At 71.4% G+C, this 20,594-nt stretch carries 17 protein-coding genes; 12 read left to right on the top strand and 5 right to left on the bottom strand.

The annotated features are described in order from the left end of the window. The first annotated feature begins 17 nt into the window (after positions 1-17). The 5 genes from ACIBLC_RS06660 to ACIBLC_RS06640 all read left to right on the top strand — a co-directional run bounded on the left by ACIBLC_RS06660 (position 18) and on the right by ACIBLC_RS06640 (position 6,987). Entirely contained in the window at positions 18-869 is an 852-nt protein-coding gene (locus tag ACIBLC_RS06660; protein WP_399209892.1) for a deoxyribose-phosphate aldolase, read from the top strand. 7 nt (positions 870-876) lie between these two features. Next, the gene (iolB, locus tag ACIBLC_RS06655; RefSeq protein WP_399209617.1) at positions 877-1,692 is read left to right on the top strand and encodes a 5-deoxy-glucuronate isomerase; all 816 of its coding nucleotides are present in this window, start codon (positions 877-879) and stop codon (positions 1,690-1,692) included. Beyond that, entirely contained in the window at positions 1,689-3,632 is a 1,944-nt protein-coding gene (gene iolD / locus ACIBLC_RS06650; RefSeq protein ID WP_399209615.1) for a 3D-(3,5/4)-trihydroxycyclohexane-1,2-dione acylhydrolase (decyclizing), read from the top strand. Before iolB ends, iolD begins: the two co-directional genes overlap by 4 nt. 14 nt (positions 3,633-3,646) lie before the next feature. Continuing rightward, a complete protein-coding gene (gene mmsA, locus ACIBLC_RS06645; RefSeq protein WP_399209614.1) occupies positions 3,647-5,149 on the top strand; it encodes a CoA-acylating methylmalonate-semialdehyde dehydrogenase in 1,503 nt (500 codons plus the stop codon). 428 nt (positions 5,150-5,577) lie between these two features. After that, complete coding sequence (locus ACIBLC_RS06640; protein WP_399209613.1) at positions 5,578-6,987, top strand: APC family permease; 1,410 nt, start codon at positions 5,578-5,580, stop codon at positions 6,985-6,987. Positions 6,988-7,014: 27 nt separating this feature from the next. On the opposite strand, the gene ACIBLC_RS06635 is transcribed toward ACIBLC_RS06640, so the two are convergent. After that, positions 7,015-7,425, bottom strand: coding sequence for a GNAT family N-acetyltransferase (locus ACIBLC_RS06635; protein WP_399209612.1), 411 nt, complete (start codon positions 7,423-7,425; stop codon positions 7,015-7,017). A gap of 116 nt (positions 7,426-7,541) precedes the next feature. Between ACIBLC_RS06635 and ACIBLC_RS06630 the strand changes: the two genes are divergently transcribed. The 4 genes from ACIBLC_RS06630 (at position 7,542) to ACIBLC_RS06615 (ending at position 14,895) form a co-directional block, all read left to right on the top strand. Further along, positions 7,542-10,199, top strand: coding sequence for an alpha/beta fold hydrolase (locus tag ACIBLC_RS06630; RefSeq protein ID WP_399209611.1), 2,658 nt, complete (start codon positions 7,542-7,544; stop codon positions 10,197-10,199). Further along, positions 10,196-11,059: an ABC transporter permease gene (locus ACIBLC_RS06625; RefSeq protein ID WP_399209610.1), complete on the top strand. Its 864-nt coding sequence runs from the start codon at positions 10,196-10,198 to the stop codon at positions 11,057-11,059. Before ACIBLC_RS06630 ends, ACIBLC_RS06625 begins: the two co-directional genes overlap by 4 nt. Before the next feature lie 153 nt (positions 11,060-11,212). Further along, entirely contained in the window at positions 11,213-12,826 is a 1,614-nt protein-coding gene (locus ACIBLC_RS06620) for a von Willebrand factor type A domain-containing protein (protein WP_399209891.1), read from the top strand. Positions 12,827-12,942: 116 nt separating this feature from the next. Further along, entirely contained in the window at positions 12,943-14,895 is a 1,953-nt protein-coding gene (locus tag ACIBLC_RS06615) for an AMP-dependent synthetase/ligase (RefSeq protein WP_399209609.1), read from the top strand. A 54-nt stretch (positions 14,896-14,949) separates the two neighbouring features. On the opposite strand, the gene ACIBLC_RS06610 is transcribed toward ACIBLC_RS06615, so the two are convergent. Both ACIBLC_RS06610 and ACIBLC_RS06605 read right to left on the bottom strand, forming a co-directional pair. Further along, positions 14,950-15,360 carry a rodlin gene (locus tag ACIBLC_RS06610; RefSeq protein ID WP_383681288.1) on the bottom strand — a complete coding sequence of 137 codons (411 nt, stop codon included), beginning with the start codon at positions 15,358-15,360 and terminating at the stop codon, positions 14,950-14,952. Between the two features lie 196 nt (positions 15,361-15,556). Continuing rightward, the gene (locus ACIBLC_RS06605; RefSeq protein ID WP_399209608.1) at positions 15,557-15,970 is read right to left on the bottom strand and encodes a rodlin; all 414 of its coding nucleotides are present in this window, start codon (positions 15,968-15,970) and stop codon (positions 15,557-15,559) included. Between the two features lie 255 nt (positions 15,971-16,225). Here ACIBLC_RS06605 and ACIBLC_RS06600 point away from each other — a divergent pair, with 255 nt between their 5' ends. The 3 genes from ACIBLC_RS06600 (at position 16,226) to ACIBLC_RS06590 (ending at position 17,862) form a co-directional block, all read left to right on the top strand. Then, complete coding sequence (locus ACIBLC_RS06600; RefSeq protein WP_399209607.1) at positions 16,226-16,642, top strand: rodlin; 417 nt, start codon at positions 16,226-16,228, stop codon at positions 16,640-16,642. A 215-nt stretch (positions 16,643-16,857) separates the two neighbouring features. After that, positions 16,858-17,115 carry a chaplin gene (locus tag ACIBLC_RS06595; protein WP_399209606.1) on the top strand — a complete coding sequence of 86 codons (258 nt, stop codon included), beginning with the start codon at positions 16,858-16,860 and terminating at the stop codon, positions 17,113-17,115. Positions 17,116-17,250: 135 nt separating this feature from the next. Then, positions 17,251-17,862: a chaplin gene (locus ACIBLC_RS06590; RefSeq protein ID WP_399209605.1), complete on the top strand. Its 612-nt coding sequence runs from the start codon at positions 17,251-17,253 to the stop codon at positions 17,860-17,862. Between the two features lie 46 nt (positions 17,863-17,908). Here the strand turns inward: ACIBLC_RS06590 and ACIBLC_RS06585 are convergent, their stop codons facing one another. Further along, positions 17,909-19,156, bottom strand: a complete 1,248-nt coding sequence (locus ACIBLC_RS06585) for an FAD-dependent oxidoreductase (protein ID WP_399209604.1) — start codon at positions 19,154-19,156, stop codon at positions 17,909-17,911. Next, positions 19,156-20,418, bottom strand: coding sequence for an ATP-grasp domain-containing protein (locus ACIBLC_RS06580; RefSeq protein ID WP_399209603.1), 1,263 nt, complete (start codon positions 20,416-20,418; stop codon positions 19,156-19,158). The genes ACIBLC_RS06585 and ACIBLC_RS06580 overlap by 1 nt, the downstream gene beginning before the upstream one ends. Positions 20,419-20,594: the final 176 nt, after the last annotated feature.

The raw sequence follows: 20,594 nt of genomic DNA, 5'->3' as shown, positions 1-20,594 counted from the left end.
TCGCCGAGCTCGTCCGCATCCGCGCCCACCATCCCGAGGCCATCGCCGAGGCCGCCGCGCGTCGGCCCCGCCGCCCGCTCGTCGACGACAGCGGCCGGCTGATGATCGTCGCCGCGGACCACCCGGCCCGCGGCGCCCTGGCGGTCGGCGACCGCAGGTTCGCGATGGCCAGCCGCGCCGACCTCCTGGAGCGGCTCTGCGTCGCGCTCTCCCGCCCGGGAGTCGACGGCGTCCTCGCCACCGCCGACATCCTCGACGACCTGCTGCTGCTCGGGGCGCTCGACCACAAGGTCGTGCTCGGCTCGATGAACCGCGGCGGACTCGCGGGCGCCTCCTTCGAGCTGGACGACCGGTTCACCGGGCACCGCCCGCGGGACATCGACCGGCTCGGCTTCGACGCGGGCAAGCTGCTGCTGCGCATCGACTACGACGACCCGGGCTCGCTGCGCACCCTGGAGTCCACCGCCCGGGTCATCGACGAGATGGCGGAGCGGCGACTCCCGGTGTTCGTCGAGCCGTTCCTCTGCCGTCGCAGCCCGGACGGCACCCTCCGAAACGATCTCAGCGCCGAGGCGGTCACCAAGTCCATCGCCATCGCGAGCGGCCTCGGCGGCAGTTCGGCGTACACCTGGCTGAAGGTCCCCGTCACCGAGAACCCCGACGACATGGCCCGCGTCATGGAGACGTCGACGCTGCCCGCCGTACTCCTGGGCGGCGATGTCGGCGAGGACCAGGAGGGCGCGTACGAGAAGTGGCGCGGGGCGCTCCAGCTCCCCACCGTCCAGGGCCTGGTGGTAGGCCGTTCGCTGCTCTACCCGGCCGACGGCGATGTGATCGCGGCCGTGGACACCGCCGTCGGACTGCTGTGAGGACCGGATGACGAGCAAAGACCTGTACGTCCCCCGGGGCGCCGCCGCCGGTTCGCTGTACGCCGTCGACATCGACCCCGAGCGGGCCGGCTGGACCCACAGCAGCCTGCGCGTGGTGGAGTTGGAGCCGGGCGGCACGCACACCTTCACCACCGGCGACAGCGAATGGATCGTGCTGCCGCTCAACGGCGGCTGTACGGTGGACATAGAGGACGAAAAGTTCCAAATCCTGGGCAGGGACAGCGTGTTCAGCGGAGTCACCGACTTCGTCTACGTGCCCCGTGACGCCCGGGCACAGATCGCCTCCGGCGTGGGAGGCCGCTTCGCCCTGGCAGGAGCGAAGTGCGAGCGCCGACTCCCCGCCCGCTACGGCCCCGCGCCGGAGGTACCCGTCGAAGACCGCGGCAGTGGCAACTGCGCCCGTCAGGTGCGCAACTTCGCCTCCGCCGACGCCTTCGAGTGCGCCAAGCTCATCGCCGTCGAGGTCATCACGCCCGGCGGCAACTGGTCCTCGTACCCGCCCCACAAGCACGACGAGCACCGGCCGGGCCTCGAGTCGGAGCTCGAGGAGATCTACTACTTCGAGATCGACGGCCCGAACGGATTCGGCTATCAGCGCGTATTCCCTTCGCACGAGGGCGGATCCGACGTCCTCGCCGAGGTCCGCACCGGAGACGCGGTCCTCGTCCCCGACGGATGGCACGGCCCGTCCATCGCCCAGCCCGGCCACGCCATGTACTACCTGAACGTGATGGCGGGACCGGGCGAGGAGCGGGAGTGGCGGATCTGCTTCCACCCAGAGCACACCGAGGGGTACCAATGACAGAGCCGACGTCGAAGGCGACGAAGGTGGCAGCGGTGTCGAACGCGTCCAAGGGGCCCGGTGCGACCACCAGGCTGACGGTCGCGCAGGCGCTGGTGCGGTTCCTGGCCGCGCAGTACACGGAACGGGACGGCGAGCGGCGGCGGTTGATCGGTGCCACCTGGGGGATCTTCGGCCACGGCAACGTCGCCGGGCTCGGCCAGGCGCTCGTCGAGTACGCGGACGAGATGCCGTACCACCAGGGCCGTAACGAACAGTCCATGGTGCACGCGGCGGTCGGCTACGCGCGCCAGTCCAACCGGCTCTCCACGCACGCCGTCACCACCTCCATCGGCCCCGGCGCCACGAACCTGGTGACCGGCGCCGCCCTCGCGACGGTCAACCACCTCCCGGTACTGCTCCTCCCCGGCGACACCTTCGCGACCCGCCCCGCCGACCCGGTGCTCCAGCAGCTCGAACTCCCCTACGCGGGCGACGTGTCGGTCAACGACTGTCTGCGCCCGGTGTCGAGGTACTTCGACCGGATCAGCCGCCCCGAGGCACTGATCCCCGCCGCCCTCCAGGCGATGCGCGTGCTCACCGACCCGGTCGAGACGGGCGCGGTCACGCTCGCGCTGCCGCAGGACGTGCAGGCGGAGGCGTACGACTGGCCCGAGGAGTTCTTCGCGGAGCGGACCTGGACCGTGCGCCGCCCGGCGGCCGACATGTCCGAACTGGCCACCGCCGTAAGGGTGATCCGCGAGTCCCGCCGTCCCCTCATCGTCGCGGGCGGCGGCGTCCACCACAGCCGCGCCGAGGACGCGCTCGCCGAACTCGCCGCCGCCACCCGCATTCCCGTCGCCTCCACCCAGGCCGGCAAGGGGTCGCTGCGCTTCGACCACCCGCAGGACGTCGGCGGCATCGGCCACACCGGCACGGCGACCGCCGACGAACTGGCCCGCACCGCCGACCTGGTGATCGGCGTCGGCACCCGCTACACCGACTTCACCACCGCCTCCGGCACCCTCTTCACCGCCGAGGGCGTCCGCTTCCTGAACCTCAACATCGCCCCGTACGACGGCCACAAGCTCTCCGGCATCCCGCTGATCGCCGACGCGCGGGCCGGACTCGAGGCCCTCACCGAGGCGCTGCTGCTGCACGAGCACCGCGCCGAACCGGCGTACGCCACCGAGTACGGCGACGACAAGGAGCGCTGGGAGTACCGCGTCGACGCGGCGTACGAGGCGGACGACCTCGACATCCGGCCCACCCAGCCGCAGGTCCTCGGCGTCCTGGACGAGCTGGTCGACGAGAACGACATCCTGATCAACGCGGCCGGCTCCCTCCCCGGTGACCTGCACAAACTGTGGCGGGCGCGGTCGCGCGACCAGTACCACGTCGAGTACGGCTACTCCTGCATGGGCTACGAGATCCCGGCCGCGATCGGGGTGCGGATGGCCGCCCCGGACCGTCCCGTCTGGGCGCTGGTCGGCGACGGCACGTACCTGATGATGCCGACCGAGATCGTCACGGCCGTGCAGGAGGGCATCGCGATCAAGGTCCTGATCCTGCAGAACCACGGGTACGCCTCCATCGGCGGCCTCTCCGAGTCGGTCGGCGGCGAGCGGTACGGCACGGCATACCGCTACCGCGCCGAGGACCGTACGTACACGGGGGCGCCGCTGCCGGTGGATCTCGCCGCCAACGCGGCCAGCCTGGGGATGCGCGTCCTGCGCGCGAAGACCGTCCGTGACCTGCGCGCGGCCCTCGCCGAGGCGCGGAGCGCGGACACTCCCACATGTGTCTACGTGGAGACCGAAACGGCAGACACAGTGTCGGGCGCGCCCCCGGCCCAAGCCTGGTGGGATGTTCCTGTGGCCGAGACCGCGACCCGATCGTCGGCGGTCAAGGCGCGCGAGGAGTACGAAAGGCACGTCGCCGCCCGACGCCGCCATCTGTGAAGGAGTTCTTGGTCATGACGAAGATCGTCAACCACTGGATCGGCGGCAAGCCCGTCGACGGTGCGTCGGGGGCGTACGGGCCGGTCACCGACCCCGCGACCGGCGCGGTCACCACGAAGGTCGCCTTCGCGACCGCCGAGGAGGTCGACGCCGCGGTCGCCGCCGCGAAGGACGCCTACGCGACCTGGGGCCAGTCCTCGCTGGCCAGGCGGACCACGATCCTCTTCAAGTTCCGCGCGCTGCTCGACGCCAACCGCGACGCCATCGCCGAGCTGATCACCGCCGAGCACGGCAAGGTCCACTCGGACGCGCTCGGCGAGGTCGCGCGCGGCCTGGAGATCGTGGACCTGGCCTGCGGGATCACCGTGCAGCTGAAGGGCGAGCTGTCGACCGAGGTGGCCTCCCGGGTCGACGTGTCCTCGATCCGCCAGCCGCTGGGTGTCGTGGCCGGCATCACGCCGTTCAACTTCCCGGCCATGGTGCCGATGTGGATGTTCCCCCTCGCCATCGCGTGCGGCAACACCTTCGTCCTCAAGCCGTCGGAGAAGGACCCGTCGGCGGCGATGAAGATCGCCGAACTGCTCGCGGAAGCCGGTCTGCCGGACGGCGTCTTCAACGTCGTGCACGGTGACAAGGTGGCCGTCGACCGCCTCCTGGAGCACCCGGACGTCGCCGCCGTCTCCTTCGTCGGCTCGACCCCGATCGCCCGGCACATCCACACCACCGCCGCCGCCAACCACAAGCGCGTACAGGCCCTGGGCGGCGCGAAGAACCACATGCTGGTCCTCCCGGACGCCGACCTGGACGCGGCGGCGGACGCGGCCGTGTCCGCCGCCTACGGCTCGGCGGGCGAGCGCTGCATGGCCATCTCGGCCGTGGTCGCGGTCGGCGCGATCGGCGACGAGCTGGTCCAGAAGATCCGCGAGCGCGCCGAGAAGATCAAGATCGGCCCCGGCAACGACCCGGCCTCCGAGATGGGCCCGCTGATCACCGCCGCCCACCGCGACAAGGTCGCCTCCTACGTCACGGGCGCGGCCGCCCAGGGCTCCGAGGTCGTCCTCGACGGCACCGGCTACACGGTGGAGGGCCACGAGGACGGCCACTGGATCGGCCTCTCGCTGCTCGACCGGGTGCCGGTCACCTCGGACGCGTACAAGGACGAGATCTTCGGCCCGGTGCTGTGCGTGCTGCGCGTGGAGACGTACGAGGAGGGCCTGGCGCTGATCAACGCCTCGCCGTTCGGCAACGGCACCGCGATCTTCACCCGGGACGGCGGCGCCGCCCGTCGCTTCCAGCTCGAGGTCGAGGCGGGCATGGTCGGCGTGAACGTGCCGATCCCGGTCCCCGTCGGCTACCACTCCTTCGGCGGCTGGAAGGACTCCCTCTTCGGGGACCACCACATCTACGGCAACGACGGCACGCACTTCTACACCCGCGGCAAGGTCGTCACGACCCGCTGGCCGGACCCCTCGGAGGCCCCGACCGGCGTCGACCTGGGATTCCCGCGCAACCACTGAAACGCCTCGGTGCCCCGCCCCCGGCTTCGTGAGCCGCGGGGCGGGGCACCGTCGTGTCGTGTCCCGGCCGACGCTCTGCCGCCGGATCAATCCTGGCGGATTTCGACTCCCGCGCTGCGGTTCTCGTTCAGAGGTGATGAAAGGGATGGCGTAAGCGTGTTCGCCGTAACGCCTTTGAAAGCAAGGTCATATTTCGCTGGGGCCTGGTTATTGCCGCACCGTGATGCCAAGGCCTGGGAAAGAGATGTGACTTGTGCCGCTCCGCTTCTGCGGATTCCGTAGGTGAACGGCCATTGACGCAACGGTTTCCGTCAAGGTTCCATCAACGCCGGGAGCGGACGAAGAGGTGAACGACGCGAGCCGCCGGAGGCGATAACGCTCCCGACCGAATCACCTGACGCACGACACGAGTCGATCGGAACCGCCGCATGACCGACACGCTCCGCCCTGTCGGGACAGCCGTCCCGGACACCGTCCCCACGGCTTCCGGCGACCCCCGGAAGCTCAAGCGCTCCATCGGCATCGTCGGCGGCACCCTGCTGACCCTCTCCTGCGTGACGCCCGCCTCCACGCTCTTCGTGGTCGTGCCCGACCTCTTCTCGTCGCTCGGCACGGCGACCGCGCTCACCATCGCGATCGGCTCGCTGCTCTGTGTCGCCGTGGCGTTCTGCTACTCGGAGCTGGGCACCCTCATCCCCAGCGCGGGCGGCGAGTACGCCATGGTCTCGACGATGGCCGGACGGCTCGCCGGCTGGCTGGTCTTCGTCCTCTCCCTGCTGGTCGTCATGATCGTGCCGCCGGTGATCGCCATGGGCACGGCCGACTACCTGGCACCGATCGTGCACCTGAACCCCTCGCTGGCCGGCGCAGGCGTGATGCTCCTCGCCACCCTCGCGGGCCTGCTCGACCTGCGGGCCAACGCCTGGATCACCGGCGTCTTCCTGGTCCTGGAGGTCATCGCGGCGGCCGTCGTCGCGGTCCTCGGCTTCTCGCACAGCGAGCGCGGCCTCGGCAGCCTCACCTCGATGCAGGTGGCCGGCTCCGGGGGCCACACCGACACCGTGACCGCCATGCTGGTCGTCTCCGGACTCGCGATCGCCCTCTTCATCACCCAGGGCTTCTCGACCGCGGTCTATCTCTCCGAGGAACTGGAGGACCCGCGCCGCAACGTCGCCCGCACGGTCCTGGCCACCCTCGCCATCTCGACCGTGATCATCCTGGTCCCGGTCGTCGCGATCACCCTGGGCGCCCCCGACCTCTCGGCCCTCACCGGCGGCGACATCAGCACCATGGTCACCGCCTGGTCGAACTCCGCCGTCGGCACCTTCGTCAGCCTCTGCGTCGCCCTCGCGATCATCAACGCCGGCATCGTCATGGTCATCCAGAACTCCCGCGTCCTGTTCGCCTCGGCCCGCGACAAGGCCTGGCCCGAGCCGGTCAACGGCGTCCTGTCCAGGCTCGGCCGCTTCGGCTCCCCGTGGGTCGCCACCCTCCTGGTGGGCGTCCCCGGCGCGGCCCTGTGCTTCGTCGACCTGGACACCCTGTACGGCGTCACGGGCGTCTCGGTCACCGGCATGTACCTGCTCGTCGCGGTCGCCGCGCTGCTCGCCCGACGAGGCTCGCACGCCCGCACACCCGCCTGGCGCATGCCCCTGTGGCCCGCCGTACCGGTCCTGCTGATCGCCGTCCTCGCCTACGTCCTGAGCCGACAGGCGACCCAGTACCTCCTGTGGACCGGCGGCATCACGGCCTTCGCCAGCCTGTACTGGGCCTTCTACCTGCGCCCGCGCCGCGAGACCCGGTGGCTGGTGTCGATCCCCGAGGACGCGCGGGCGTAACCGCGACCCCTGCTCCAGGAGCGGGTGTCAGCCGAAGTCCCAGGTCACCACCGTGGCCGTCCCGTCGTCCTTGCCGTCAGCGCTGCGGTACGCGGCGAGGGCGACGTCGTTCCCGGTCTCGACGCCGACCCACATCCCGTAACAGCCGCGCTCGCGGGCCAGCGCGGCGAGTTCCCGGATCAGCGCCCGCCCGATACCGCGCCGCCGGTACGGCTCGTCGACCGCCAGTTCGTAGAGGAACATCTCGTGTCCCTTGTCGGGGTGCGCCGTCTCCACGCCGCTGACGAACCCGACGGGACCCCCGTCCTCGTACGCGAGGAAGAGATGGTGGCCCTGCCGGTCGAGGAAGGCCCCCGCCCACTCGGGACGGACGGGATGGTCGAAGAGGTGTCCGGCGGCGATCAGTTCGTCCACGGTGACGGCACGGCGAATCTCCATGGGTCGTTCGTACCACGGGCGCGGTATGCCGGGAGGGCGCCGTACTCCCCTGGGATGGGCGGGGGTTCAGACCGGCGGCGGCATCGGTTGTCGGCGGCGGGCCGTACCGTTGACACATGGATCTTCGACTGCCCCGACTGCGCGGTCCGGCACTGCGGAGGCCGCGACGGTGGATCGCCGCCGCGGCCGCCGTCGTCGTGCTCGCCGGCGCCGGGACATGGACGGCCGTCGCCTCCGACGACGCCCCGCGCGTGCGGCGCGCCGACCGCGTCATGGACATGGGCGACGGGGTGAGCGTCGACACCTCGTACTTCACCGCGGGACCGAGCTCGGACCGCCGCCCCGCCGTCCTGCTCACGCACGGCTTCGGCGGCAGCAAGGACGACGTCAGAGCGCAGGCGGAGCGGCTCGCGCGCGACGGATACGCGGTGCTGACCTGGTCGGCGCGCGGTTTCGGCGAGTCCACCGGCAAGATCGGCCTGAACGACCCGGACGCCGAGGTCGCCGACGTCTCCAAGCTCATCGACTGGCTCGCGAAACGCCCCGAGGTCCAGCTCGACAGGAGCGGCGACCCGCGCGTGGGCATGACCGGCGCCTCGTACGGCGGGGCGATCGCCCTGGAGGCCGCGGCGTACGACCAGCGGGTCGACGCGATCGCCCCGGCGATCACCTACTGGAACCTGTCGGACGCCCTCTTCCCGAACGGCGTCTTCAAGAAGCTCTGGGCCGGCATCTTCATCAACTCCGGGGGCGGCTGCGACAGGTTCGAGCCGCGGCTGTGCGAGATGTACAACAGGGTCGCGGAATCCGGAAAGCCGGACGCGGCCGCCACGAAACTCCTCGAGGAGCGCAGCCCGTCCGCCGTCGGCGACCGCATCAAGGTGCCCACGCTCATCGTGCAGGGCCAGACCGACTCCCTCTTCCCGCTCGGCCAGGCCGACGCGATGGCCAAGGCGATCCGTGCCAACGGCGCTCCCGTGGACGTCGACTGGATCTCCGGCGGCCACGACGGCGGCGACCTGGAGGCGGACCGCGTCCAGGACCGGGTCGGCTCCTGGTTCGACCGCTATCTGAAGGACGAGCCGGGCGTCGACACCGGCCCCGCGTTCCGCGTCACCCGCACCGGAGGCATCGACTCCACCGACGGCGCCGCCCAGCTCCGGGGCGCGAGCGGGGACACCTACCCCGGCCTGGAGAGCGGCGAGCACTCCGTGACCCTGGCCGGACGCGAGCAGACCTTCGAGAACCCCGCGGGCGCGAACCCGCCCGCCATCTCGGCCCTCCCCGGCCTGGGCGGCACGGGCGGCCTCTCCCAGCTCTCCTCCCTCGGCGTCGGGGTGTCGCTCGACTTCCCCGGGCAGTACGCGCAGTTCATGTCCCCGGCGTTCACCGACGACCTGTGGATCACCGGATCACCGCAGGTCACGGTGCACGTCGAGGCCAGCACCGACGAGGCGGTCCTCTTCGCGAAGGTGTACGACGTCGGCCCCGGCGGCGCCCAACAGGTGCTCCCCTCACAGCTGGTGACCCCGGTGCGCGTCGAGGGAGCCAAGGCGGGCAAGGACGTCACCCTCACGCTGCCGGCCATCGACCACGAGGTGCAGCAGGGCCACCGGCTGCGCCTGGTACTGGCCTCGACGGACCTCGGCTACGCGTCCCCGACAGCCCCGGCGACGTACACGGCCTCCCTGAAGAGCGCGTTGCGGATTCCCACCGCGCCCGCCGTGACGACGGCCGCCGCCGCGCTCCCCGCCTGGGTCTGGTGGCTGCCGGCCGCCGGAGCACTGGCCGCGCTGGCCCTGCTGCTGACCGGCCGCCGCCGCACGACCGCGGGACCGCCCGACCCCGAGCTGGCCGAAGTCCCGCTCCAGATCACCGACCTGAGCAAGCGGTACGCCAGGTCGGCCGACCGGTACGCGGTACGGGAGCTGTCCTTCCGTGTGGAGAAGGGCCAGGTCCTCGGCCTCCTGGGGCCGAACGGCGCGGGCAAGACGACCACCCTGCGCATGCTGATGGGCCTCATCAAGCCGGACGGCGGCGAGATCCGCGTCTTCGGCCACGAGATCCAGCCGGGAGCGCCGGTCCTCTCCCGGGTCGGCGCGTTCGTCGAGGGCGCGGGCTTCCTCCCGCACCTCTCGGGCCGCGACAACCTGGAGCTGTACTGGCAGGCCACCGGCCGTCCCGCCGAGGACGCCCACCTGGCGGAGGCCCTGGAGATCGCGGGCCTGGGCGACGCGCTGGCCCGCGCGGTCCGCACCTACTCCCAGGGCATGCGCCAGCGCCTGGCCATCGCGCAGGCCATGCTCGGCCTGCCGGACCTGCTGATCCTCGACGAACCCACCAACGGCCTCGACCCGCCGCAGATCCGTGAGATGCGCGAGGTGATGATCCGCTACGCCGCCGCCGGCCGCACGGTCATCGTCTCCAGCCACCTGCTGGCCGAGGTCGAGCAGACCTGCACCCACCTGGTGGTCATGGACCGCGGACGACTGATGCAGGCCGGCCCGGTGGCCGAGATCATCGGCTCCGGCGACACCCTCCTCGTCGGCACCGGTACCCGTGTGGACGAGCCGGTCGCGGAGAAGGTGGGCGCACTGCCCGGCGTTGCCTCGGCCGTCGTCACCGACGACGGGATCCTGGTCAGGCTCGACCCCGGCGGCAGCGCCCAGCGCCTGGTCGTCGAGCTCGTCCGGCTCGAAGTACCCGTGGAATCGGTGGGCCCGCACCGCCGGCTCGAAGACGCCTTCCTCACCCTGATCGGGGGCAACGCATGAGCACCCTCGTCGAGCGGGCCGAGACGGCCGACGGATACCGGCCGCGCCGGACACTGCCGCTGCGGGTGGAGCTGCTCCGGCAGCTGAAGCGGCGCCGCACCCTCGTCATGGCGGCGATCCTGGCGGCGCTGCCCTTCGTGCTCGTCGCGGCCTTCGCGATCGGCGGCACCCCGGACGGCCGGGGCAACCAGATCACGCTGATGGACACGGCCACCTCGTCGGCCGCGAACTTCGCCGCGGTGAACCTCTTCGTCTCCGCCGGCTTCCTGCTGGTGATCCCCGTCGCCCTGTTCTGCGGCGACACGATCGCCTCTGAGGCGAGCTGGTCCTCGCTGAGATATCTGCTGGCGGCGCCCGTGCCCAGGGCCCGGCTGCTCTGGTCCAAGCTCACCGTCGCGCTGGGCCTCAGCCTCGCCGCGATGGTGCTGCTGCCGGTCGTCGCGGTGGCGGTGGGCACCGTGGCCTACGGCTGGGGCCCGCTGGAGATCCCCACCGGCGGCGTGCTCTCCGCGGGCACCGCGGCGCAGCGCCTGGTGGTCGTGGTGGCGTACATCTTCGTCTCCCAACTGGTCACCGCGGCGCTCGCGTTCTGGCTGTCGACCAAGACGGACGCCCCCCTCGGCGCGGTCGGCGGAGCGGTCGGCCTGACGATCGTGGGGAACGTGCTGGACGCCGTCACCGCCCTCGGAGACTGGCGCGACTTCCTGCCCGCGCACTGGCAGTTCGCCTGGGCGGACGCCGTCCAGCCGCATCTGGAGTGGTCGGGCATGATCCAGGGCACGGCGGTCTCGGTAACGTACGCGCTCGTGCTGTTCGCCCTGGCCTTCCGGGGTTTCCGGCGCAAGGACATCGTGTCGTAGGTCTCCGGAGGATCACCTACCGGTCTCGACGGCCGCCCGCCGTGGCCGCTTCGAGATCCATCCGCAACGCTCCGTAGCGCACATCCCGGCCCCCTCGGACGTCACAGTCACAGACGTCGGCCCATGAACGGGCCGCTCACCGAGGGGGCACAGATGGGGAAGGACCACATACGGGCGAGGGCCGTCACCGTACGCGGCCGTCGACTGCGCGGAGCACTGCTCGCCCTGAGCGCGGCGGGCGCCCTGCTGCTCACCGGCTGCGGCGGGGGCGGCAGCGGAGATCACGGCTACTCGTCGGACCGCGAGGACGGCACCGCCCCACCGCCCGCCCCCGCCTACTCGTCGGGCACCACGGAAGGCGAGCGGAACGGCGAACAGAACGGCGAGCCGAACGGCGAACGGAGCGGCGAGCAACAGAACGACGAGGGCCGGGAGATCGCCCCGTCCCCGGACTACCTCTCCACCTTCGCCCTCGACGTCGACACCGCCTCCTACGGCTACGCCCGCCGCACCCTCGCGGACGGCCGGATGCCCGACCCGTCGACGATCCGCCCCGAGGAGTTCGTCAACAGCTTCCGCCAGGACTACGAACGCCCCGACGGCAACGGCTTCTCGGTCACCGTCGACGGCGCCCGCACGGACGACGAGGACTGGTCGCTCGTCCGGGTCGGCCTCGCCACCCGCGCGGACGAGGGGGACGACGAACGCCCGCCCGCCGCCCTGACCTTCGTCATCGACGTCTCCGGCTCCATGGACGAACCGGGCCGCCTCGACCTGGCGCAGGACTCCCTCGGTGTGATGACGGACCGCCTCCGCGACGACGACTCGGTCGCCCTGGTCACCTTCAGCGACGAGGCCGAGACCATCCTCCCCATGACCCGGCTCGGCGACCACCGGGGCCGCGTCCACGACGCCGTCGACAGCCTGGAACCCCAGTCCTCGACCAACCTCGGCGCCGGCGTGGAAACCGGCTACGCCACCGCCACCGAGGGCCTGCGCGAGGGCGCCAACAACCGTGTCGTCCTGGTCTCCGACGCCCTCGCCAACACCGGCGACACCGACGCCGACGCGATCCTGGAACGCGTCGCGGACAACCGCCGCGAGCACGGCATCACGCTCTTCGGCGTCGGCGTCGGCAGCGACTACGGCGACGCCCTGATGGAACGCCTCGCCGACAGGGGCGACGGCCACACGACGTACGTCTCCGACACCGAGGACGCCCGCGAGGTCTTCTGCGAGGAACTCCCGCGGAACATCGACCTCACCGCCCGTGACGCCAAGGCGCAGGTCGCCTTCGACCCGGAGACGGTCCAGCAGTTCCGGCTCATCGGCTACGACAACCGCCAGGTCGCCGACGAGGACTTCCGCGACGACCGGGTCGACGGCGGCGAGGTCGGCCCCGGCCACACGGTGACCGCCCTCTACGCCGTCCGCACACGGCCCGGCGGCTCGGGCCACCTCGCCACCGCGAGCGTCCGCTGGCTCGACCCCGAAACCCGCACCCCGCACGAGGAGTCCGGCCAACTGGAGGCCGGGGACCTCGACGACGACCTCTGGAACTCCGCCGACCGCCTCCAGGTCACCGCCGTCGCCGCGTACTTCGCCGACGCCCTCCGCCAGGGCGACAACCGCTGGACCCGGCTCCCGGGCAGCCTGCCCCTGACCGAACTCCGCTCCCGAGCGGACGAGTTGGCGGCCGACACCGAGGACAAGGCGGTACGCGAACTAGCCGACACCATCGAAACGGCGACGGGCATGAGCCGCTGACCCACCCGTTCGCCGGGCCGCCACCCGGCGAACGCGAACCCCGCGCGACCCATTGAATTCCTGTTACGCACCGGTAAGTTGACCCATGTTCAGGAACCCCGCCACCGGGAGCCGTCATGGGCGTACGCAAGGATCTGAAGCGGGCGAGGAAGCGCGTCGGCCTCGCGTCCCGCACCGAGGTGGAGCTGACCAGGGACTCCACCGGCACCGTCCGAGAGGCCCGCACCCCCCGTCTGGTTCAGGACCCCACCACCGGCAGCACCGCCGACCTGCCCTTCACCAACGCGGCCGAGGCCCCGAACGCCGTCGTCCTGCGCCGCCGGGAACACGGCACCTGGAGCCCGGTCACCGCGGAGTCCTTCGCCGCCGAAGTCACCGCAACCGCCAAGGGGTTGATCGCGGACGGCCTCGAACCGGGCGGCCGGGTCGCGGTGATGTCCCGGACGCGCTACGAGTGGACGGTCCTCGACTTCGCGATCTGGGCGGCGGGCGGCCAGACCGTCCCCGTCTACGCGACCTCTTCCGCCGAGCAGGTGGACTGGATCGTCCGCGACTCGGGTGCCCGGGTGGTGATCGTCGAGACCGCCGAGAACGCGGACACGGTGGCCACCGGCACGGCCCGGCATCCCGAACCCCCGCGCGTCCGGCAGCTGGACGCGCACGCCCTGGCCGAACTCGCCGCCCTGGGCCGGGACATCCCCGACAAGGAGGTGACCGAACGCCGCGCCGCCCTCACCCCCGGCACCACCGCCACCGTCTGCTACACCTCGGGAACCACCGGCCGGCCCAAGGGCTGCGTCCTCACCCACGCCAACCTGCACGCCGAGGCCGCCAACACGGTCGAGCTGCTGCACCCCGTCTTCGAGGAGGTCACCGGCCAGACCGCCTCGACCCTCCTCTTCCTCCCGCTCGCCCACATCATGGGCCGCACCCTCCAGATCGCCTGCCTGATGGCCCGCATCGAGGTGGGGCACTGCCCGAGCATCAAGCCCGACGAACTCCGCCCCGCCCTGCGGGAGTTCAGGCCGACCTTCCTGGTCGGCGTGCCCTACCTCTTCGAGAAGATCCACCACACCGGCCGCGCGACCGCCGAGAAGATCGGCCGTGCCGCCTCCTTCGACCGCGCCGACCGCGTCGGCGTCCGCTTCGGAGAGGCGTACCTGAACAAGTTCCTGGGGACGGGCAAGGGACCGGGACCGGGCCTGTACGCGGCCTGGGCGCTCTACGACCTGCTGGTCTACCGCCGCATCCGCAGGGAACTGGGCGGCCGGGCCCGCTACGCCATCAGCGGCGGCTCCCCGCTCGACCGCGACCTCAACCTCTTCTTCTACGCCGCCGGAATCATCGTCTACGAGGGCTACGGCCTCACCGAGACCACGGCCGCGGCGACGATCGTCCCGCCCCTGCGCCCCCGCCCGGGCACGGTCGGCCTCCCGGTCCCCGGCACCGCCGTCCGCATCGCCGACGACGGCGAGGTCCTCATCAAGGGCGGCGTGGTCTTCGGCGCCTACTGGAACAACCCGGCGGCGACGGACGCGGTACTGCGGGACGACTGGTTCGCCACCGGCGACCTCGGCTCCCTCGACGGCGACGGCTATCTCACCATCACCGGCCGCAAGAAGGACCTGCTCATCACCTCCGGCGGGAAGAACGTCTCCCCCGCCGTCCTGGAGGACCGGCTGCGCAGCCGCCCGCTCGTCGGCCAGTGCGTCGTCGTCGGCGACAACCGCCCCTACATCGCGGCCCTGATCACCCTGGACCCCGAGTCCGTCGCCCACTGGCTCGCCGTACGCCGACTGCCCGCCGACACCCCGTTGTCCGAACTCGCGGCCGACCCCCGGATACGCGCCGACGTCCAGAAAGCCGTCGACCACGCCAACGAAGCGGTCTCACGCGCCGAGTCCGTTCGCCGGTTCACCCTGGTGGCAGGCGAGTTCACCGAGGACAACGGGCTGCTCACCCCGTCCCTGAAGGTCAGGCGGCACGCGGTGTCGGCGGCGTACGCGGGCGAGATCGCGGCGCTCTACGACGGCGCGGCGCCGGGGGCCGAGCAGGAACGCCGGGCATGAAAAGAGAGCGGGCCGCCGAGATGCTCGGCGGCCCGCTCTACCCGGTAGCTGCGATCAGCTGCCGCTGGCGCCGTTGCCGGACAGGACCGGGATGTTGTCCAGGATGTGCGAGAGGGGCTCGTCGCCCTTGGCCTGGGTGGAGTTCTCGGTGCACTGCTGGTTCTGCGGGGCGGAGAGGATCGGCACGTCCTGCAGGACGGTGACCGGGACCAGGCCGACGAGCGAGGCCAGGTTGGCCTTGGCCGGCAGGCCGATGCAGGGCTTGTTCAGGGAGCCCTGAACCAGCGCGAGCTGGGGGCTCATGTCACCGTGCGTGGCCTGGTTGCCGTACGACTGGAGGGCACCGTTGCCGTTGGTCGTGGTCACGCCGTCGTCGTTCCCGATGGCGAGAGCCTGGGGCGCGGCGGCGGCCGAGATACCGGCGACGGAGGCGGCGATGGCGGCGGTTGCGAGCAGCTTCTTCATGTTCGTTCCCTTCGTGGAGTGGACTCCGTTTGCGGAGCCGCGTAATGATCAACAGTGCGGTGGACGGCATGGTTGCGCGGTGTGCCCCGTTTGGCCCACAGGGATTCCGCGGGACCGGAGCTGACGCGTCGCCGTTGAGGTGAGAGGAGTAGCGGGCCGCTCCCAGGAGCGGCCCGCCGCACGCGATGCTGAGAGATCAGCTGCCGCTGGCGCCGTTGCCGGACAGGACCGGGATGTTGTCCAGGATGTGCGAGAGGGGCTCGTCGCCCTTGGCCTGGGTGGAGTTCTCGGTGCACTGCTGGTTCTGCGGGGCGGAGAGGATCGGCACGTCCTGCAGGACGGTGACCGGCACCAGGCCGACGAGCGAGGCCAGGTTGGCCTTGACCGGCAGGCCGACACAGGGCTTGTTCAGGGAGCCCTGGACGAGCGCCATCTGCGGGCTCATCTTTCCGTAGGTCTCCTGGTTGCCGTAGACCTGCGCGGCGCCGTTGCCGTTCACGGTGGTGACACCGTTGTCGTTGCCGATCGCCAGCGCCTGGGGCGCGGCGGCAGCCGAGATACCGGCGACGGAAGCGGCGACCGCCGCGGCAGCCATAACCTTCTTGATCACTTGCATGGTCCCTTCTGGAGTAACCCCGTCCACCGGAGCGCCCTGGACAACTGCGCCCGGCCCGCATAGTTGCTGCGATTCACCCCAATGGCCCATGTGCGAAACCCGCCGGTACGGAGCACGCGCGCGAGCTTTTCCGCGAATTCCGGGAGGCGAACGGGCCAATCGGGTGACCTTGAGGAACCAATCGCCCGCCCTTCAGTTGAGGCGGAGCAGGTACGTGTGTATCTCGCCCACGAAAGGAACACCGGAGAAATGTTCAAGAAGGCAATGGCCACGGCGGCGGTCGCCGTTTCCGTCGTCGGTGTCTCGGCGGCTTCCGCGTCTCAGGCGCTTGCCATCGGGAACGACGAGGGCGTCACCACCGTGAACGGCAACGGCGCCGAGCAGTCGTACGGCAACGCCAAGACGAAGGGCAAGCAGAGCCCCCAGCTCTCGCTGGTCCAGGGCTCCGTGAACAAGCTCTGTGTCGGCCTGCCGGTCAAGGCCAACGCGGCCTCGCTCGTCGGTGTCCTGGTGCCGGTCACCGTCCTCCAGGACGTGCCGGTCCTCTCGGCCCCGCAGAACCAGCAGTGCGCCGAGAACTCCACCCAGGCCAAGGGCGACGAGCCCCTCTCGCACATCCTGGACAACATCCCGGTCCTGTCGGGCAACGGCGCCAGCGGCAGCTGAACCGTCGCTCCGAAGTGGCCCGGGCCGCCCGTCGTCATCACACGTCGGCCGGCCCGGGCTTTTCCGGGTTTCCGCTTGCGCAGGGCGATTCGAGTGAATTCACAATTCACTCACGTTGTGTGGTTTCTTCGTCCGGCTTTCCCTCGTTCACAGCCTGTAGGTCATGGTGCGAGCCGTTCATACTGTGCTCGCTCGGTTTCGGCCGTCATAGGGGCATGACCGCAGAGAAGGGAAAGCACGTGAAGCTCAAGAAGAGCGCTGCCGTCGTCGCTGGCGCGATCATGGCTCTGGGATTCGCCTCCCCCGCCTTCGCGGACGCGGGCGCCGAGGGTGCGGCCATCGGTTCCCCGGGTGTCCTCTCGGGCAACGTGATCCAGGTTCCCATCCACGTTCCCGTCAACGTGTGCGGCAACTCGATCAACGTCATCGCCCTGCTGAACCCCGCGTTCGGCAACACCTGCGTCAACGACTGACGTAGACCGCACATCAGCCAATTCGGCTGGGTGACAGCCGGCTTCGGAACGCCTCATCTGGTTCCGGGGCCGGCTTTCCTCACTTCGAGCAGGAAGACCACGAGATTGCGACAGACCCTGAGTAGGGGAGTGGTCGTGGCCGCCGCCGCGACGAGCGTCCTTTCCCTTTACGGCACCCCCGCGTTCGCCGGCTCGAACGCGAACGGAACCGCCGAGGACTCGCCCGGCGTCGGGTCGGGCAACAACCTCCAGCTTCCGCTGAACGCGCCGGTGAACGCCTGCGGCAACACCGTCGACGTGCTCGCCGCGCTCAACCCCGCGTTCGGGAACTCCTGCGCCAACGGCCCGGGTCCTGACTCCTCCGGCTACGGGGACGAGGGCTACGGCCACTCGGGCGGCGGGCAGACAGGCGGTCACGGCAGTGGCCATGACGATGGCCCCGGCGGCTACGGCGACACACCGTGGACCCCGCCGTCGACGCCTCCGTCGGCCACGCCTCCGCCGAAGGCGCCCCCGACGACCCCACCGGCGACGACGCCCCCCGGCGTCCCGCTGAAGGAGGCGCCCCCCGGCACCCCGCCGTGGGCGACGCCTCCCGGGTCCTCGTCGTCCGCCGAGTCCGAGTCCGTGGCCGCCCTGGCGGAGACCGGTGGCGAGGGCCTCCTCGCGACCGCGGCGACCAGCGCCGCGCTGCTCGCGGGCGGAACCGTCCTGTACCGACGAGGCCGAGCCGCGTCCCGTCGCTAGCGTTCCGGGTGCCGGACGCGTCACGCGCCCGGCACCCGAGTCCGCGTCACCGCCGGGCCGGGTCCAGCGCCTCGCGCCGCCGCTGCGGTACGGGCACCTGCGCCGTGCGCAGCCGCCGCCGTACCCCTCGTACGAGCGTCTCCGCCGTGAACGTGGCGCCGTGCACGAAGCGCATCGCGGGGCCGAAGCCGGACGCCGTCACCAGGCCTGCCATGAAGAGGCCGGGCACCGAGGACTCGAAGTCCCGGCCGACGTCGGGCGAACCGTCGGCGACCGCCGCGAGCTCCCCGCGCAGCTCGTCGGCGAGCAGTCCGAGCCGTTCGCGGGTCGCGCTGAACCCCGTTGCCGCGATGACGTGTTCGGTCTCCAGAGAGGCCGGCTCACCGCCCCGGCCCACCGTCTCCAGGCGTACGCCGCCCCCGGTCACGTACGCCGCCGCGACCTCGTGGCCCAGCAGCAGTTCGACGGCCGGCTCCACGCGGTGGCGCAGCCACCAGGCGCCCGCCGGGCCCAGTGCCGTGGCCGCGATCCGGGCCCGGGTGGTCTCCGGGAGGCGGTGGAAGAGGTTGGGGCGCTCGGCGTAGAACCAGTTGCGCCAGCCGCAGCCGAGACCGCTGTGCGGGGTGCGGGCCGACTCCCACCACGGGCGCTCCAGGGCGGGCGGCACGTCGTTCCAGTTCAGGTGGCCGGCGCGGGCCAGGACCCGGGCGTGGGCGCCCTGTTCGGCGAGGAGTGCCGCCGTCTCCAGCGCGGCCTGGCCGCCACCGATCACGGTGACGTCCCGGCCGCGGAAACGGCCGAGCTCGCCGTGGTCGCTGCTGTGCGAGACGTACGAGGGTCCCAGCTCGCGCAGCGCGGCCGGCACCTCGACGAAGGGCAGCACGCCGACGGCGAGAGCGACCGTGCGGGCGTGCAGGACCTCGCCGTCGTCCACGACCGCCTCGAAGCCGCCGGGAACCGTGCTCAGCCGGACCACCGTGCGTTCGTCGACCTCGGGCACCGCGTTGCGGGCGAACCACAGGCCGTACGAGGCGAACATCGCGACGGGGATCGGCTCGCCGTGCCGGGCCCGCACGCCCTGACCGGCGCAGTAGGTGTCCAGGCGCCAGCGGCCCCCGGGGTCCGAGAGGTTCGACGCCGCCGGCTCCGACTTCAGGAACATGCCGGGGGGCATGTGGTCCCGCCAGGACGCCATGGGCCGGCCGAGGACGCGCAGGCTCAGCCCGGCCGCGGCGGCATGGGAGGCGACGGACAGGCCGTACGGACCGGCTCCCACCACCAGAAGGTCGTACATCAGCAGCTGCTCGCTTTCTCGTCATCGGTCAGGGGATTCTGGGGGCCCGACTGCCGTACGATCCGCGGCTGCGCGGCGACGGGCGCCGGACGCTGTGCGCGGTCCCGCAGCCGCCGGGTCACATGACGGCCCCACAGCGCCCACATCGCCAGCCCGGGCGCGAGATCGTCCCGCGCGTGCCAGGCCAGCTCGCTCCCGCCGGACTTGGGAAGCAGTGCGCTGAGCGGGGCGTAGTTCTCCACCACGAACGCGCGGCCGGGCAGCGGCGCGGGATCCGGCAGCGGACGGTGGGTCAGGTCCAGGTGCAGGGCGCGTACGACGTCGAGGCCGGCCCCGTCGGCGAAGAGCCGGAACTGGGCGCCGGGGCGGGGGTTGAAGTCGAGCAGGTGGTAGCGGCCGCTCGCGCCGTCCCGGCGGAAGTCGAGGTCGAAGACACCGCGGTAGCCCAGGTCCCCGATGAGCTGTTCGACGAGCGACTGGAGTTGCGGGTTGGGGGTCCAGCGGCCGACGGCGGTCAGTCCGGCGCCGCGCGGCCAGGCGAGTTGCTTGCGGCCGGGGCCGCCTCCGCACACCGCTCCGGACCGGTCGACGTACCCGTGGAAGAACCAGTCGAGGTCGGGCCCCGGCGGCAGGAACGCCTGCAACAGCAGTCGGCTGCCCGCCTCCTCGGCGCGCAGGTAGAGCGCCTGCGCCTCCCGCGCCGAGCGCACCACTACCGTGCTGCGCAGCCCCGATCCGGCGGGCAGCAGCCAGGGGCGGCTCCACTTCGCCACCACCGGCAGCCCCAACTGCCAGGCCGCCGCTGCCGCCTGCTCGGGGCTGTCCGGGATGAGCGTCACCGGGTGCGGAACGCCCGCTCTCTCGCACACGGCGGCCAGTTCCGCCTTGTCGGCCACCCGTTCGGCGAGGGCACCGGGCTGCTGCGGCAGCAGATAGGAGGGAGCGAGGTGTTCACGGCACCGGCCCACCGCGACGGCGCTCGCGTCATCCATCGGGATGAGGACGGCCGGACGGGATACCCGCGCGGCCACTCGGCGCAATGCGGTGACGATTTCTCCGGTGGATGCGCCGGGCGCCGGCGGGGGATGCATCTCGCGGACAAAACGCGACCTGCGGACGGGACTTCCCGTTGAATCGGCGACCACATGCACCTCAACGCCCGCTCTTCCGAGTGAGCGTACGGCGCCCAGCGTTCCGTGGTGAAAGGGGTTCCGGTCGATCCGCAGAAGCACGGCGGGGACGCGGGTGTCGAGAAACGGCACGCAATTTCCTTCGGGTCGGTCACCCGTGCGGGTGACCGGCACACTCAAAGGCCGAAGCCTCGGTTGGCGGAATGGGTATTCATATGACTGAGTGTCAGTAGACGGAAGCTGACAGAAGGTAAATCGGAGTATCCGAAGACGGAATGTGTCGTCGGAGCAGCAGAGTGGAGAGAGGA

Origin of the sequence: Streptomyces sp. NPDC050535 (assembly GCF_044457665.1) — a bacterium.
GTDB lineage: Bacteria > Actinomycetota > Actinomycetes > Streptomycetales > Streptomycetaceae > Streptomyces.
This window is presented reverse-complemented; position numbering and strand designations above follow the sequence as displayed.

Excerpts from the sequence above, each read along its gene's own strand:
- iolB (WP_399209617.1), top strand. The coding sequence starts at position 877 with ATGACGAGCAAAGACCTGTACGTCCCCCGGGGCGCCGCCGCCGGTTCG.
- iolD (WP_399209615.1), top strand. The coding sequence starts at position 1,689 with ATGACAGAGCCGACGTCGAAGGCGACGAAGGTGGCAGCGGTGTCGAAC.
- mmsA (WP_399209614.1), top strand. The coding sequence starts at position 3,647 with ATGACGAAGATCGTCAACCACTGGATCGGCGGCAAGCCCGTCGACGGT.
- ACIBLC_RS06640 (WP_399209613.1), top strand. The coding sequence starts at position 5,578 with ATGACCGACACGCTCCGCCCTGTCGGGACAGCCGTCCCGGACACCGTC.
- ACIBLC_RS06635 (WP_399209612.1), bottom strand. The coding sequence starts at position 7,425 with ATGGAGATTCGCCGTGCCGTCACCGTGGACGAACTGATCGCCGCCGGA.
- ACIBLC_RS06630 (WP_399209611.1), top strand. The coding sequence starts at position 7,542 with ATGGATCTTCGACTGCCCCGACTGCGCGGTCCGGCACTGCGGAGGCCG.
- ACIBLC_RS06625 (WP_399209610.1), top strand. The coding sequence starts at position 10,196 with ATGAGCACCCTCGTCGAGCGGGCCGAGACGGCCGACGGATACCGGCCG.
- ACIBLC_RS06620 (WP_399209891.1), top strand. The coding sequence starts at position 11,213 with ATGGGGAAGGACCACATACGGGCGAGGGCCGTCACCGTACGCGGCCGT.
- ACIBLC_RS06615 (WP_399209609.1), top strand. The coding sequence starts at position 12,943 with ATGGGCGTACGCAAGGATCTGAAGCGGGCGAGGAAGCGCGTCGGCCTC.
- ACIBLC_RS06610 (WP_383681288.1), bottom strand. The coding sequence starts at position 15,360 with ATGAAGAAGCTGCTCGCAACCGCCGCCATCGCCGCCTCCGTCGCCGGT.
- ACIBLC_RS06600 (WP_399209607.1), top strand. The coding sequence starts at position 16,226 with ATGTTCAAGAAGGCAATGGCCACGGCGGCGGTCGCCGTTTCCGTCGTC.
- ACIBLC_RS06595 (WP_399209606.1), top strand. The coding sequence starts at position 16,858 with ATGACCGCAGAGAAGGGAAAGCACGTGAAGCTCAAGAAGAGCGCTGCC.
- ACIBLC_RS06585 (WP_399209604.1), bottom strand. The coding sequence starts at position 19,156 with ATGTACGACCTTCTGGTGGTGGGAGCCGGTCCGTACGGCCTGTCCGTC.